Here is a 14,489-nt window from a genome sequence, read left to right as displayed (position 1 = left end):
GCTCACCGCCGTGTTTCACCTCTTTAAAGATACCGTCCAGGCTGCGAGGATAGACACCCCGCTGGTCTATTCAGCTTAGTGGCGAACTGAAGGCCTTGCCGACGGTCCAAGTCCGATCACCTTTGCCTTACAAGGATCATCATGACGCTTGTGAAACTGACTTCCGTGGCCGTGCTGGCCCTGGCCCTGGGCGCTTGTCAGAGCCTGTTCCAGCCTAATATGCGCACGCCGCTGGAGGTCAAGCGCGACCGTTGGGAGCACATCAAGCCCGGTTGCAGCAATGCCGATTGCCCGCTGGTCAACATCGACACCATCCACTTCCCGGCCAACCCCAAGCTGGACGGGATCGTCGAGAAACGCCTGCTGCAACTGACCCAGGACAACGAGCGCAGCGCCCTGCCCAGCTCGCTCAAAGCCTATGAAGAACAGTTCATGGCCAGCGCCGAAAGCCGCAACAGCAGCTACCTGCAAGCCAAGGTACGCGAGCAGCATGACGGACTGGTGATCATCGAGCTGTCCAGCTATCTCGATACCGGCGGCGCCCACGGCATGCCCGGGCGCGGCTTCATCAACTATTCGCGCCAGCAGGACAAGGTTCTGACCCTGCAGGACATGCTGGTACCGGGCCAGGAAGCGACCTTCTGGAAAACCGCCGAAGAAGCCCACAAAGGCTGGCTGATCAGCACCGGCATGGACAAGGACGCCGAATTCGTCAAGACCTGGCCGTTCCGCCAGACCCCGCACATCGCCCTGACCTACGGTGCGGTGGTGCTGAAGTACGAGGTCTATGCCATCGCCCCGTACTCCATGGGCCACATCGAGCTGAAAATCCCCTACCCGCGCCTGAACGGCGTAATCAAGCCGGAGTTGTTTCCCGGTCGCGGCTGACCGCCGGCGCTGCCGTCCAGTACACCAACCCTGCCAGCAGCAAGGCCGGCAGGGTCGAGCCGACGTTCGGGGCGTAGTGCGCCAGCAGATGGTAAGCCGCTACACCAATCGCCCAGGCCAACAATGCCGGCCAGTGCAGGCTGTGGATTGGGCTGGCATCGCTGCGGCGGCGACGGACGATGAAGTGATCGACCAGCACCACCCCGAACAGTGGCGCGAACACCGAGCCGATCAGCAAGAGAAAGTTCTGGTACTGCGCCAGCGGCGCGAAACTGGCGATCAGGGTGCACAACACGCCGATGGCCAGGGCCAGGTGCTCGACCTTCAGGCACACCAGCAATCCGCTGGAGACCGCCGCCGAGTGAATGTCGGCGAAGGCCTTTTCCGACTCGTCGAGCAGGATCAGCAGCAGCGGAATGCCCAGGCCCGCGCCGGCCAGCGCCAGCAGCAGGGTATTGACCTCGCCGGCCGGAGCAAACGCCAGGGTGTAGGCCACGCCCAGACTCATCATCCACACGTTGCCAACGAAGTAGCCCAGCGCCGTGCCGGCAAATACCCGGCTGGCACGCTGGCTGAAGCGTGAGTAATCGGCAATCAGCGGCAGCCACGACAGTGGCATGGCGATCGCGATATCAATGCCGATAGCCAGCGGCATCGAGCCATCACCGGCACGCGCCCACAGCGCAGCCAGGTCGGCCTTGGCAACCAGGTTCCAGGTCAGCCACAGGCAAGCACCGATCAGCAGCCAGATGCCCCACTTGCGCAGGATCTTGCGCACGAAGGTCAACGGCCCGCTGACCGCCAGCAAGGTGGCCAAAGCGCCGAAGCACAAGGTCCACAGCAAAGGATTGGTCAGCGCACTGCCTGCGCCGAAGGCGCGCTCGCTGAGCAAGCTGGCGGCATCACGCATGACGATGATTTCGAACGAACCCCAACCGATCAGCTGCAGCAGGTTGAGCATGGCCGGCAGGCGCGCGCCATTGCGGCCCAGGCTGCGACGCAGGGCGGCCATGGACGACAGGCCGGTGTCGCTGCCGATGACCGCGACGGCAGCGAGCAGCAGCACGCCGACGCTGGTGCCGATGATGATCGCCAGCACCGCATTGGCCAGGCCCAGGCCGGGGCCGAGCAAGGCGCCGGTCTGCAGCACCATCAGGCCAATGCCGAGGGAAAACCACAAGGAACAGAGGTCGCGGCCGCTGAGCACGCGTTGCGCGGCGGTGACCGGATGATCGGGGGAAAACTGGCTGGGTGTGCTCACGAGAGTGGTCTCGACAGGAGGTAATTTGTTGTTCTTCGGGGCCCTATCGCTGGCAAGGCCAGCTCCCACAAAAGCCTGACTGCAGGGCCCTTGTGGGAGCAACTGTCTTGATCAGGCTGTTTGCACTCGCCAAGGGGTATTGTCCCGCAGCATTGCATTCAGCCTGACGATCAGCACCCGCATGCAAGCTACGAGTGCCACCTTGGCGCACTTGCCACGTGCCCGAAGTGCTTCGTAGCGTGCTTTAAATTCTGTGTTGTGACGGATGATGATCCAGCTCGACATGTACAGCACTCGCCTTACATGGGCCCGACCACCCCATATCTGGCGGTGCCCTCGATGGCTACCACTATCGTTGTTGTAAGGCGCTACGCCCACCAGCGCGGCGATCTGACGGCGGTCCAACTGCCCCAGTTCAGGCAGTGAGGCGAGCAGATTTGCGGCGGTTACCCGACCGATTCCGCTCACCGCCAACAACTGACTCGCCCTGGTATCGTCCAGTTGCACCATCGCCTGGTCAATTTCTTCGTCGAGGCGTTTGATCAGCACTTTCAGGTGTTCTATGTGCTCATCAAAGTGGGCCATCGCCATTGCCGAGCGGCATTGCAGGCGACGCCGTTTGTAGTCATCACGGCTCTGCACAAATTGGGCGCGCTGCTTCACCAGCTCTCGCAGCTCTTCGCGTTCAGGGCTGACCGGTTGGCCTTGAGGGGCGCTGAGGTGTGCAGCGAAGTCCGCAAGGACTTCGGCGTCGATCTTGTCGGTTTTGGCTTTTTTACCCATGGCATCGGCGAATTTTCGGGCACGGGCTGGGTTGATGCAGATGGTTTCCAGTCCTGCTGAGGCCAGGGCGATCAACACATCTTTCTCGTAGCCGCCTGTCGCTTCGATCAGCACTCGACTGATATTGAAGTCCTTCAGACGCTCAAGCAACGCCTCGAAGCCTGCGGAGTTGTTGGCCACTTCGAAGCGGATTTTCTGAGGTTTGATGCAGATTTCCAAAGTGGCTTTGGCAGTGTCGATTCCAACAGAAGACAACATGGCTGAACCCTCTTACACTCAGTTGTGAGAGCGCTCTGGCTTGGCCCACGCTTGTGATTCGAGAGGCGCTCAATCAACTGTTCGGGCTCGGGCCAGAGTGGAGAGGTGAATGGCAGCTTTGCTCCCACACGTGCTTTAAGCACTACCGGCGTACAGCTTGCCATTCACCGCTCTCACTTCTGATTCTATTCCTACCTCAAGACACAAGCCGGCCTTGCCGGCGATGCGGTGCGCGCCAGCACACCGCCTGAACAGCCCGATCAGACCTTTTTGTACAACTGGCTGCCTTCCTGGCGGAACCGTTCGGCCTGCTCGCGCATGCCATCCTCGACCGCCACGTCCACCGCTTCGATGCGCTGGTTGGCGGCGTATTCACGCACTTCCTGGGTGATTTTCATCGAGCAGAACTTCGGCCCGCACATGGAGCAGAAGTGTGCGACCTTGGCCGAGTCCTTGGGCAGCGTCTCGTCGTGGAAGCTGCGCGCGGTGTCCGGGTCCAGGCCGAGGTTGAACTGGTCTTCCCAGCGGAACTCGAAGCGCGCCTTGGACAGCGCGTTGTCGCGGATTTGCGCGCCCGGATGACCTTTGGCCAGGTCCGCAGCGTGCGCGGCGATCTTGTAGGTGATGATGCCGGTCTTGACGTCATCCTTGTTCGGCAGGCCCAGGTGCTCCTTGGGCGTGACGTAGCAGAGCATGGCGCAGCCGAACCAGCCGATCATCGCCGCACCGATCCCCGAGGTGATGTGGTCGTAACCCGGGGCAATGTCGGTGGTCAGCGGGCCAAGGGTGTAGAACGGCGCTTCGTCGCAGCATTCGAGCTGCTTGTCCATGTTCTCCTTGATCAGCTGCATCGGCACGTGGCCCGGGCCTTCGATCATGCACTGGACGTCATGCTTCCAGGCAATCTTGGTCAGCTCGCCGAGGGTTTCCAGCTCGCCGAACTGCGCTTCGTCGTTGGCGTCGGCAATCGAGCCCGGACGCAGACCGTCGCCGAGCGAGAAGCTGACGTCGTAGGCCTTCATGATTTCGCAGATTTCGTCGAAGTGGGTGTAAAGGAAGTTCTCTTTGTGGTGCGCCAGGCACCACTTGGCCATGATCGAGCCACCGCGGCTGACGATGCCGGTGACGCGCTTGGCAGTCAGCGGCACATAGCGCAGCAGCACGCCGGCGTGGATGGTGAAGTAGTCCACGCCCTGCTCGGCCTGCTCGATCAGGGTGTCGCGGAACAGCTCCCAGGTCAGGTCTTCGGCCACACCGTTGACCTTTTCCAGCGCCTGGTAGATCGGCACGGTACCGATCGGCACCGGCGAGTTGCGGATGATCCACTCGCGGGTTTCGTGGATGTGCTTGCCGGTGGACAGGTCCATCACCGTGTCCGAACCCCAGCGGATGCCCCAGGTCAGCTTGGCCACTTCTTCTTCGATGGACGAACCCAGGGCGCTGTTGCCGATGTTGCCGTTGATCTTCACCAGGAAGTTGCGGCCGATGATCATCGGCTCCAGCTCCACGTGGTTGATGTTGGCCGGGATGATCGCGCGGCCGCGGGCGATCTCGTCACGGACGAATTCGGCGGTGATTTCTTTCGGAATGCTGGCACCGAAGCTGTGCCCGGCATGTTGCTGCTTGAGCAGACCGGCGGCGCGGGCCTCCTGCAGCTTCATGTTTTCGCGGATGGCAACGTATTCCATCTCGGCGGTAATGATGCCCTTGCGCGCATAGTGCATCTGGCTGACGTTGGCGCCGGCCTTGGCCCGGCGCGGGTTGCGCACGTGGGCGAAACGCAGCTTGGTCAGCTCGGCATCGGCCAGGCGCTGCTGGCCGAAGTTCGACGACAGCCCGTCCAGGCGCTCGGTGTCGCCGCGGGCGTCGATCCAGGCCGAGCGTACGTCGCCCAGGCCCTTGCGCACATCGATGATGACGTTGGGGTCGGTGTAGGGGCCGGAGGTGTCATAGACCAGCACCGGGGCGTTGGCTTCGCCGCCGAAATCGGTGGGGGTGTCGTCGAGGCTGATTTCACGCATGGGCACGCGGATGTCCGGGCGCGAGCCTTCGACATAGATTTTGCGCGAGCGGGTGAACGGCTGTACGGACTGTTGATCGACCTGGGCCGATTCACTCAGATTGGTATATTTTTCTTGTTTACTCATCACAGGCTCTCCAGACGGCTTCCTAGCAGTGGAATGTCGGGGAGAACCTGAAAGGCACGGACGCACCATGAGTGGTGCTGTGCCAAATGCGCGGTGATGCCTGCAGCTGTGTTGGCTGACTCGACATTCCCGGACCTGGCACAAGAGACTCGCCGGGAAAGCGAGAAATCTTGTTCCCTACGCAGGCGCTAACCTGATCAGGTTCAACGGGATCCGGATTATCCGATCTCAGCCTCAACGCAAGGCACCCCGACAAGAACGGGGCCAGTCTAGACTGGAGTGGCATGCAAAGCCAAGCATCTGGACACGGACACGATAAATGGCGCAAATAGCGGATTGTTGCAAAATGCCGGCGCAACTACACTCACCGGTTCAGAAATACTCACCGTTCAAGGATTGCCCTATGCTGCGCAAACTTTCACTGGCCCTCGCCGTGTCTTGTGCTACCAACGGAATGGCCTGGGCAGCGGATGTGCCCCTGTCGGCGAAGACCGACCTGGTCAGTGTCTACCAGGAAGCCGTGAACAATAACGCCGACCTGGCGGCCGCCCGCGCCAACTACGGCGCCCAGAAGGAAGTGGTGCCTCAGGCCCGTGCCGGCCTGCTGCCGAACCTCTCGGCCGGCGCCGAGATGATGAACAGCCGTACCAAGATAGACAGCCCCTCGGCCACCGCCAACCGCAGCGGCAACTCCTGGTCCGCGACCCTGGCGCAGCCGGTGTTCCGCGCGGACCGCTGGTTCCAGTTGCAGGCCGCCGAAGCGGTCAACGAGCAAGCAGCCCTGGAGCTGTCGGCAACCGAGCAGAACCTGATTCTACAAAGCGCCGAAAATTATTTCGCCGTGCTGCGTGCCCAGGACACCCTGGCCTCGACCAAGGCCGAAGAAGCGGCGTTCAAGCGCCAGCTCGACCAGTCCAACGAGCGCTTTGACGTTGGCCTCTCGGACAAGACCGACGTGCTGCAATCCCAGGCCAGCTACGACACCGCCCGGGCCAACCGCATCGTTGCCCAGCGCCAGGTCGACGACGCCTTCGAGGCGCTGATCACCCTGACCAACCGCGACTACAACTCGGTCCAGGGCATCGTCCACACCTTGCCGGTGCAACTGCCGACACCGAACGACGCCAAGGCCTGGGTCGAGACCGCCGGCAAGCAGAACCTCAACCTGCTCGCCACCAACTACGCGGTGAGCGCCGCCGAAGAAACCCTGCGCCAGCGCAAGGCCGGACACGCGCCGACCGTGGACGCGGTAGCGCGCTTCCAGAAAGGCGACAACGACAGCCTGGGCTTCACCAACCCCAACCTCACCGGGCAGAATTACAGCGGCGATGTCGAGCAGACCAGCATCGGCCTGCAACTGAACATCCCGATCTACAGCGGCGGCCTGACCAGCTCGCAGGTGCGCGAGGCCTACCAGCGCCTGAGCCAGACCGAACAGCAGCGCGAGAGCCTGCGCCGCCAGGTGGTGGAAAACACCCGCAACCTGCACCGCGCGGTGAACACCGACGTGGAGCAGGTGCAAGCGCGCAAGCAGTCAATCATCTCCAACCAGAGCGCGCTGGAAGCCACGGAAATCGGCTACCAGGTGGGTACCCGCAACATCGTCGACGTGCTCGATGCCCAGCGTCAGCTGTACACCTCGGTGCGTGATTACAACAATACCCGCTATGACTACATCCTCGACAACCTGCGCCTGAAGCAAGCTGCCGGCACTCTCAGCCCGCAGGATCTGACCGACCTGAGCCGCTACCTGAAGCCGGACTACAACCCGGACAAGGACTTCCTGCCGCCCGACCTGGCAGCAGCGGCCAAGGCCAATTTCGAAGCCCGCCCCTGAAAAGCAATCGCCGGCAAGACCGGCTCCCACAAAAACCTGTGGGAGCCGGTCTTGCCGGCGATGGCAGGCGAAGCCTGCCTAGATCAACCGCCCCAGCGCATCCAGCAAGCGCTTCAACGCCCCCTGGTTGGCCTTCATCACCGCCAACCCCGCCGCCCCCATGCGCTGCGCATCACGCGGCAACTCGACCAGCCGCCGCACCTCGGCCGCCAGCCCCTGGGCATCATCGACTTCCTGCAAGGCACCGGCCTCACGCAGCATCGCCGCGATCTCGAGGAAGTTGAACAGATGCGGACCACTGAGCACCGGCAACGACAACGCCGCCGGCTCCAACAGGTTGTGCCCACCGTTAGGCACCAGGCTGCCACCAACGAAGGCGATATCGGCCAGGGCATAGAGAAACAGCAGCTCGCCCATGGTGTCGCCGAGCAGCACTGCGGCATCAGCAGCCACCGGTTCGCCACTGGAGCGGCGAACCGTCGGGAACTGCCCCCGGCACAACTCGAACACGCTGTTGAAGCGTTCCGGATGACGTGGCACCAGAATCAGCAGGGCATCGGCATGGTGCTCTCGCAACTGCCGGTGGGCGGCGAGGATGATCTCGTCTTCGCCTTCATGGGTACTGGCCGCGATCCATACGGGCCGCTGGCCGGCCTGCCACTGCTCACGCAAGGCACGGGCGCGGGGCAACAGTTGCTCATCGATACTCAGGTCGAACTTGATTGAACCGGTAACCTGCACGCATTCGGAGCGCGCACCCAGTTGGCGGAAACGCTGCGCCTCGGTTTCGGTCTGCACCGCGATCAGGCTCATCTCGGCCAGCATCGGCCGGGTCAGCCCGGCAAAGCGCGCATAGCCCCGGGCCGAGCGCTCGGACAACCGCGCGTTGGCCAGGGCCACGGGAATGCCCCGTTTGGCGCACTGGTGAATGTGGTTGGGCCACAGCTCGGTTTCCATGATCACCGCAAGCGTGGGCTGCACGTGATCGAGAAAGCGCCCGGCAGCCCAGGGCAAGTCGTATGGCAGGTAGCAATGCTGAATCCGCGGCTCATCGGCAAACATCGCCCGGACCCGCTCGGAGCCGGTCGGGGTCATGCAGGTGATGGTGACCGGCAGCTGTGGATAAGCCTGCAGCAAGGCGCGAATCATCGGCGCGGCGGCAATGCTCTCGCCCACCGACACCGCGTGCACCCAGATGCCGCCTTTGGCCATGGCCGGCAGGTTCAGGGCAAATCGCTCACCAATGCGCTGACCATAGGCCGGCGCCTTGCGCGAACGCAGGAACAGGCGCAGCGCAACCAGCGGCAGGCCCAGGTGAAACAGCAAGGTATAGAGGGTTCTGTTCATGGCGCCGAAGTGTACTAGCCAATTGCGCGCAAGTGCACTGCGAAGCGTTCAGCCAACCACTGCGCGGCAGGGCCTAAAGGCTCGTCACGCCGCCACACCAGTTCGACCACCAGCGCCGGCGGCGTCCATTCGCTGGCCAGCTCGACCATCTGCGTCTGATAGGTGGGGTACTGCACCACATGCCGTGGCAGCCAGGCCCAGCCGAGGCCGCGCATGAGCAATTCGGCCATGGCGTAGAAGCTGTCGGCGCGCCAGATCTGCGGGCTGATCGGCTCGCCACCGGGGTAGCCGCTTTCCTGCGGGGTGATCAGCAACTGGCGGTGGCGGGCCAGGTCCTGGCGGGTAACCCGCTCCAGCCGAGTCAGTGGATGATCCACTGCACACGCCGTGACCATCTCGATCCGCCCCACCGCCCGGCGCTCCAGGGACACCGGCATCTGGTCATGGTGGAACAACAGCCCGAGATCGGCGCGTCGTTCGATCAGCTTGCGCGCCACGTCACCCTGGGCGCCACTGGCCATCTGCACTTCGAGCAAGGGGAACTGCCGGGCCAGTTCATCGAGGCTGTCGATCACCGGTTGATAGGGCATGGCCTCATCCTGGGCCACACGCAACTGCGCCTCTTGCCCGCGCATCAGGGCCAGGGCCCGGCCGTCCAGGCGTTCGCACTGGCGCAACAGTTCGCGGGCATCTTCCAGCAAGGTCGCGCCAGCCTCGGTCAGGCGTGGCTGGCGGCCGCTGCTGCGCTCGAACAGGGTCACACCGAGGTCGGTCTCCAACAGGGCAATGCCGTTGCTCACCGCCGATTGCGCCTTGCGTTGCTCGCGCGCCACCGCCGAGAACGAGCGCAACTCGGCGACCCGCACGAACATGCGCAACTGCTCCAGATTCCACTGCTCGGCCATGCAACCTATCTCCAGAAAAGATAGGTAATGACTTTACCCCATTCAGGCTTGCTCTAGAATGCCCAGCCAGAACAGAGGATCATCGACATGAACGCCTACACCTACCTGGCTATCGCCATCTGCGCCGAAGTCATCGCCACCGCTTCGATGAAAGCCGTCAAGGGCCTGAGTACGCCCCTGCCGCTACTGCTGATGGTGTGTGGCTACGCGGTGGCGTTCTGGATGCTGACCCTGGTGGTGCGCAGCATTCCGGTTGGCATTGCCTATGCGATCTGGTCGGGCCTGGGGATTGTCCTGATCAGCATCGCGGCACTGGTGATCTACGGGCAGAAGCTGGATGTGCCGGCGATGCTCGGCATGGCCATGATCGTTGGTGGCGTGGTGGTGATCCAGGTCTTCTCGAAAACCGCCGGGCATTGATCCGCAACCGGGTGCAATGGCTCACAGGCTGTATACTGGGCGTCTGTCCAAGCTTGTGAGGTTCATGCATGCCAACCGTAATTTCCACCGATGTGCTGATCGTCGGCGCTGGGGTCGCAGGCCTCTGGCTCAATGCCCGCCTGCGCCGGCTCGGCTATTCGACAGTGCTGGTGGAACGCGCCAGCCTCGGTGGCGAGCAGACCCTCAAATCCCAGGGGATCATCCATGGCGGTGCCAAATACGCCCTGCACGGTGCCCTGACCGGCGCATCGGAAGCCATCGCCGACATGCCCCGGCGCTGGCGCGAGGCCCTGGCCGGCAATGGCGAGCTGGACCTGTCCGGTGTGCGCCTGCTGTCCGAAGCCCACTACCTGTGGTCACCCGGCACCCTGGCCGGCAATCTCACCAGTTTCTTTGCCAGCAAGGCGGTGCGTGGCCGCGTCGATCAGGTCAAGGGCGATCAGTTGCCACCTGCCCTGCAAGACCGCGCCTTCAAGGGCAAGGTCTATCGCCTGGCCGAACTGGTCATCGACGTACCGAGCCTGCTCAACAAGCTTGCGGAATTGGCCGGTGACAGCCTGCTCGCCGCGCAGACCATCGAACCCTTGAACGACAATGGCGAGTTGCTCGGCTTGCGCGTCGATGGTCGCGAAATCCGCGCCCAACGCGTCGTGCTCAGCGCCGGCGCCGGCAATGCCGCCTTGCTCGAGGCCCTGGGCCTGAGCCAGCCGGCCATGCAGCGCCGGCCGCTGCACATGGTCATGGCCAAGGGCGCCAGCCTCAAGCCGCTGTACGCCCACTGCCTGGGCGGCGGGCCAAAGCCGCGTATTACCGTCACCAGCCATCCGGCCGCTGACGGCCAGTGGGTCTGGTACCTGGGCGGCGACCTGGCCGAAGCCGACGGCGTAGCTCGCGAGCCTGAAGCGCAGATCGCCGCGGCGAAAAAAGAAGTCGCCAACCTGCTGCCGTGGATCGACTTGAGCCAGGTGCGCTGGGCGACCGTGCGCATTGACCGCGCCGAGCCCGCTCAATCGGGCCTGGTACGCCCCGACAACGCTTTTCTCGCCGAGCAACAACGCCTGCTGGTCGGCTGGCCGACCAAACTGGCGTTGGCTCCGGACTTCAGTGACCGGGTGCTGGCCAACCTTGAGCGCGACGGCATCAAGCCAGCCGGCCAGGCCGCCTTGCCCGAACTGCCCCGGCCGCCCATGGCTTTGCCGGTGTGGGAGCAATTGCTGCCATGAGCCTGCCGACCCTGCATGACTTGCGTCGTCCTCTCGGCGGTACCGGCCTGACGGTTTCGCCCCTCGGCCTGGGCACCGTCAAGCTCGGTCGCGACCAGGGCGTCAAATACCCCAGCGGCTTTACCATTCCTGACGACGACGAAGCACGGATGCTGCTGGCCCAGGCCCGCGAACTGGGCATTAACCTGATCGACACCGCGCCAGCCTATGGCCGCAGCGAAGAACGCCTGGGCCCGCTGTTGCGCGGCCAGCGCGATCACTGGGTGATCGTCAGCAAGGTGGGTGAAGAGTTCGAAGACGGCCGGTCGCGCTTCGATTTCAGCGCAGCACACACGCGTTTCTCCATCGAGCGCAGTCTCAAGCGCCTGGAAACCGACTGCATCGACCTGGTGCTGGTGCACTCCGACGGCAATGACCTGCATATCCTCGAACACGAGGAGGTCTACCAGACTCTTGAAGCGCTGAAGCAGGAAGGCAAGATCCGTGGTTTCGGCCTTTCCGGCAAGACCGCAGCAGGCGGCCTCAAGGCACTAGAGCGCGGCGATTGCGCCATGGTCACCTACAATCTCAACGAGCAGGCTGAACGCCCGGTGATCGACTACGCCGCCGAACACGGCAAGGCGATCCTGGTGAAAAAGGCCCTGGCCAGTGGTCATGTGTGCCTGAGTCCGGGTGTCGACCCGGTGCGTGCCAGCTTCGAATTGCTGTTTGCCCACCCCGGCGTCAGCAGTGCTATTGTCGGCACCATCAACCCGCTGCACCTGGCGCATAACGTGGCAACCGTTGCCAACGTCCTGCGCCGCTGACATCCACGCCGCCGCCGCGGCCGACCCCAACGCAAGAAGGAGCCGACATGCCGCGAACGCTGATCCGCAAGAACCCGAGCAACTTCAAGACCCTGCCCCTGCACGTCGAGGCCAGCCCCGAGGGCCTCGTCTACCAGAGCATCGGCGTGCCCCTGAACTTTGCCCAGACCCTGCAACGGCGCAAACCGATCCAGCTTGCCGACAGCCAGCGCTTCGCCGTCGAGCTGGCCAACCTCGGTGTCTCGGTGCGCCTGACCCTGCGCTGGCAAAATCGCGATTACTGGGTGCTTGTACGCCAACGCCGCCAGGATCGGGGCGATGTGGTGCTGAAATTGATTTCAGGATATGTACCAGCCCAGGAGCTGAACCTGCCGCTGCATACGGCGATTCAGGAGGTTGCTGAAGAATGCCTGCTGGAAACCCCGGAAGGCTGGCTTGGCGGGCGCTTCAACGACACCTGGCTGCCGGCGCCCTATGCTGACGCCCTGCACTACCGCGAAGCCCTGCCCTTTGTGCTTACCCCGCAGTCCGGCGCAGCGCGCCCGGTGCGCTGCGCCAACCTGCAGTTACTGGAGCGCCCGCGCGCCTATGTGCACTTGCCGACCGCCTCGCTGCAGCTGATTTACGACCTGTGCCTGCAAGTGCCACGCGAGGCGAAATCACTGAGCCTGTTCCACGTCGATGAACGTCTTGAAGGCGACCAGCTCGTCGCCCGTCTCAACCGCAAGCGTCCCGATCTATATCTGATGCCCCTGGACGATGGCCAACCACGCGCCGAGCTCTTTACCCTGAGCAAGGATCGCCTGGTACCGGCCAGCACTCGTGGGCTGTACCTGGCGGAAAGCTTTGCCCGGCAGGAAGGATGGCTGGTCAGGGATGAGCGGATTCGCTGGAAGGATTGGGTCAGGCAGCAAGGCCTGACGCCGGCGAAGCCGGACAGCGGCTTGAAGCGGCTGACCGGCAGGGCGCGGGAGTTGTTGCAGATGGCGCGTGGCGGGGTGCGCAAGTAGGAACAATCGCGGGGCAAGCGAGCGTCGCCCAGCCCTTCCTACGGCGCTATGCCCTTCAGTTCTTGCGGATCTTCTCGACGATGGCGGTGGTCGAGCTGTTCTCCACCAGCCCCAGCACCTTGACGGTACCGCCGTAGGCCTTGACGATATCGGCGCCGACCACCTGGTCGATGCCATAGTCGCCACCCTTGACCAACACATCCGGCTTGACCTGGCTCAGCAGGTTTTCCGGCGTGCCTTCAGGGAAGCTGATGACCCAGTCCACTGCGCCGAGGCCCGCCAGCACGGCCATACGCCGGTCAACGCTGTTGATCGGCCGGCCCGGACCTTTCAGGCGGCTGACCGACGCATCGTCGTTGACCGCGACAATCAGGCGATCGCCCTGGGCTCGGGCCTGTTCCAGATAGGTCACGTGGCCGGCATGCAAAATGTCGAAGCAACCGTTGGTGAAGACGATCTTCTCGTTGTGCGCGCGAGCATCGTCGATGGCGAGCAGCAACTGGTCGAGACTCAAGACACCACGCTCGGAACCCTCTTCGCGCTGGATCGCACGACGCAGTTCCGGGGCGCTGATGGCCGCGGTACCCAGCTTGCCGACCACGATACCGGCGGCAAGATTTGCCAGGCCCACTGCATGGGGCAGCTCTTCGCCGGCGGCAATGGCGGCGGCCAGGGTCGAGATCACCGTATCGCCAGCACCGGTCACGTCGAACACTTCACGGGCACGGGCTGGCAGGTGCAGGGCCGGGTGGTCGGGGCGCAGCAGGGTCATGCCGTGCTCACCGCGGGTCACCAGCAAGGCACCCAGCTCCAGCTCGCTCATCAACTGGGCGCCCTTGGCCACCAGTTCAGCCTCGTCGGCGCAACGGCCAACGATGGTTTCGAATTCGCTGAGGTTCGGGGTAATCAGGCTGGCGCCACGGTAGATCGAGAAATCCTTGCCCTTGGGGTCGGCCAGCACCGGAATGCCCTTGGCCCGTGCGGCCTGGATCAGGCTTTGGTGGTTTTTCAACGCACCCTTGCCGTAGTCCGACAGCACCAACACCTTGACGCCATCGAGCAACGCGTCGACCTCAGCGCCCAGGGACAGCGGGTCGGTGGCGAAAGGCTCTTCGAAATCGATACGCAGCAGTTGTTGGTGGCGGCTCATGACCCGCAGCTTGACGATGGTCGGCTGATGGGCGATGCGCTGGAAGATCGAGCGTACGCCAGCAGCCAGCAGACTATTGGCGAGGCTGTCGGCAGCCTCGTCCTGGCCGGTCACGCCGACCAGCGCCGCCGGAGCCCCCAGGGCTGCAATGTTCAAGGCAACGTTGGCCGCACCACCGGGACGGTCCTCGATCTGTTCGACCTTGACCACCGGTACCGGTGCTTCAGGCGAGATCCGTGAGGTACCGCCATGCCAGTAGCGGTCGAGCATGACATCGCCCACCACCAGTACCGGGGCTTGATCGAAACGCGGCATGGACAACTTCATGGGCAACCCATATACAAAATAATTAACAGGGGCAGGATATTAGCACAGGCAAAGCGAAGGCTTGTTTACCGCCTTGTTGCCAAGCGCTCCAGGGAAAGGCAGCCGG

The 14,489-nt window shown here is 63.4% G+C and carries 12 protein-coding genes and 1 riboswitch; of the genes, 6 read left to right on the top strand and 6 right to left on the bottom strand.

What is annotated here, in order from left to right; translation table 11 throughout:
- Positions 1-141 precede the first annotated feature (141 nt).
- A complete protein-coding gene (locus tag LOY45_RS02270) occupies positions 142-888 on the top strand; it encodes an RsiV family protein (RefSeq protein ID WP_115089143.1) in 747 nt (248 codons plus the stop codon).
- Here LOY45_RS02270 and cytX read toward each other — a convergent pair.
- From cytX to thiC, 3 genes are all read right to left on the bottom strand, one after another.
- Complete coding sequence (gene cytX / locus LOY45_RS02265) at positions 857-2,149, bottom strand: putative hydroxymethylpyrimidine transporter CytX (protein ID WP_258578691.1); 1,293 nt, start codon at positions 2,147-2,149, stop codon at positions 857-859. The two genes, LOY45_RS02270 and cytX, sit on opposite strands and share 32 nt — an antisense overlap.
- A gap of 111 nt (positions 2,150-2,260) precedes the next feature.
- On the bottom strand, positions 2,261-3,190 hold the full coding sequence (locus LOY45_RS02260) for an IS110 family RNA-guided transposase (protein WP_258578690.1): 930 nt from the start codon (positions 3,188-3,190) through the stop codon (positions 2,261-2,263).
- A gap of 260 nt (positions 3,191-3,450) precedes the next feature.
- Entirely contained in the window at positions 3,451-5,337 is a 1,887-nt protein-coding gene (thiC, locus tag LOY45_RS02255) for a phosphomethylpyrimidine synthase ThiC (RefSeq protein WP_115089147.1), read from the bottom strand.
- Between the two features lie 157 nt (positions 5,338-5,494).
- Positions 5,495-5,599, bottom strand: a riboswitch (TPP riboswitch).
- 141 nt (positions 5,600-5,740) lie between these two features.
- Here thiC and LOY45_RS02250 point away from each other — a divergent pair.
- Positions 5,741-7,174: a TolC family outer membrane protein gene (locus LOY45_RS02250; RefSeq protein WP_134064542.1), complete on the top strand. Its 1,434-nt coding sequence runs from the start codon at positions 5,741-5,743 to the stop codon at positions 7,172-7,174.
- Positions 7,175-7,252: 78 nt separating this feature from the next.
- On the opposite strand, the gene waaA is transcribed toward LOY45_RS02250, so the two are convergent.
- On the bottom strand, positions 7,253-8,521 hold the full coding sequence (gene waaA / locus LOY45_RS02245) for a lipid IV(A) 3-deoxy-D-manno-octulosonic acid transferase (protein WP_258578689.1): 1,269 nt from the start codon (positions 8,519-8,521) through the stop codon (positions 7,253-7,255).
- Positions 8,522-8,535: 14 nt separating this feature from the next.
- Complete coding sequence (locus LOY45_RS02240; RefSeq protein WP_115089153.1) at positions 8,536-9,426, bottom strand: LysR family transcriptional regulator; 891 nt, start codon at positions 9,424-9,426, stop codon at positions 8,536-8,538.
- Between the two features lie 87 nt (positions 9,427-9,513).
- Between LOY45_RS02240 and LOY45_RS02235 the strand changes: the two genes are divergently transcribed.
- The 4 genes from LOY45_RS02235 (at position 9,514) to LOY45_RS02220 (ending at position 12,906) form a co-directional block, all read left to right on the top strand.
- Positions 9,514-9,846, top strand: coding sequence for a DMT family transporter (locus LOY45_RS02235; protein WP_010221561.1), 333 nt, complete (start codon positions 9,514-9,516; stop codon positions 9,844-9,846).
- Between the two features lie 68 nt (positions 9,847-9,914).
- The gene (locus tag LOY45_RS02230) at positions 9,915-11,090 is read left to right on the top strand and encodes an NAD(P)/FAD-dependent oxidoreductase (RefSeq protein WP_115089155.1); all 1,176 of its coding nucleotides are present in this window, start codon (positions 9,915-9,917) and stop codon (positions 11,088-11,090) included.
- Positions 11,087-11,896 carry an aldo/keto reductase gene (locus LOY45_RS02225; RefSeq protein ID WP_134064546.1) on the top strand — a complete coding sequence of 270 codons (810 nt, stop codon included), beginning with the start codon at positions 11,087-11,089 and terminating at the stop codon, positions 11,894-11,896. The genes LOY45_RS02230 and LOY45_RS02225 overlap by 4 nt, the downstream gene beginning before the upstream one ends.
- Before the next feature lie 47 nt (positions 11,897-11,943).
- On the top strand, positions 11,944-12,906 hold the full coding sequence (locus LOY45_RS02220) for a metal ABC transporter ATPase (RefSeq protein WP_115089159.1): 963 nt from the start codon (positions 11,944-11,946) through the stop codon (positions 12,904-12,906).
- Positions 12,907-12,961: 55 nt separating this feature from the next.
- Here the strand turns inward: LOY45_RS02220 and hldE are convergent, their stop codons facing one another.
- The gene (gene hldE / locus LOY45_RS02215; protein ID WP_115089161.1) at positions 12,962-14,383 is read right to left on the bottom strand and encodes a bifunctional D-glycero-beta-D-manno-heptose-7-phosphate kinase/D-glycero-beta-D-manno-heptose 1-phosphate adenylyltransferase HldE; all 1,422 of its coding nucleotides are present in this window, start codon (positions 14,381-14,383) and stop codon (positions 12,962-12,964) included.
- Between the last annotated feature and the right edge of the window lie 106 nt (positions 14,384-14,489).

The organism is Pseudomonas wadenswilerensis, assembly GCF_024749185.1.
GTDB lineage: Bacteria > Pseudomonadota > Gammaproteobacteria > Pseudomonadales > Pseudomonadaceae > Aquipseudomonas > Aquipseudomonas wadenswilerensis.
The sequence above is the reverse complement of the archived record's forward strand: the minus strand, read 5'-3'. Positions and strand labels throughout refer to the sequence as shown.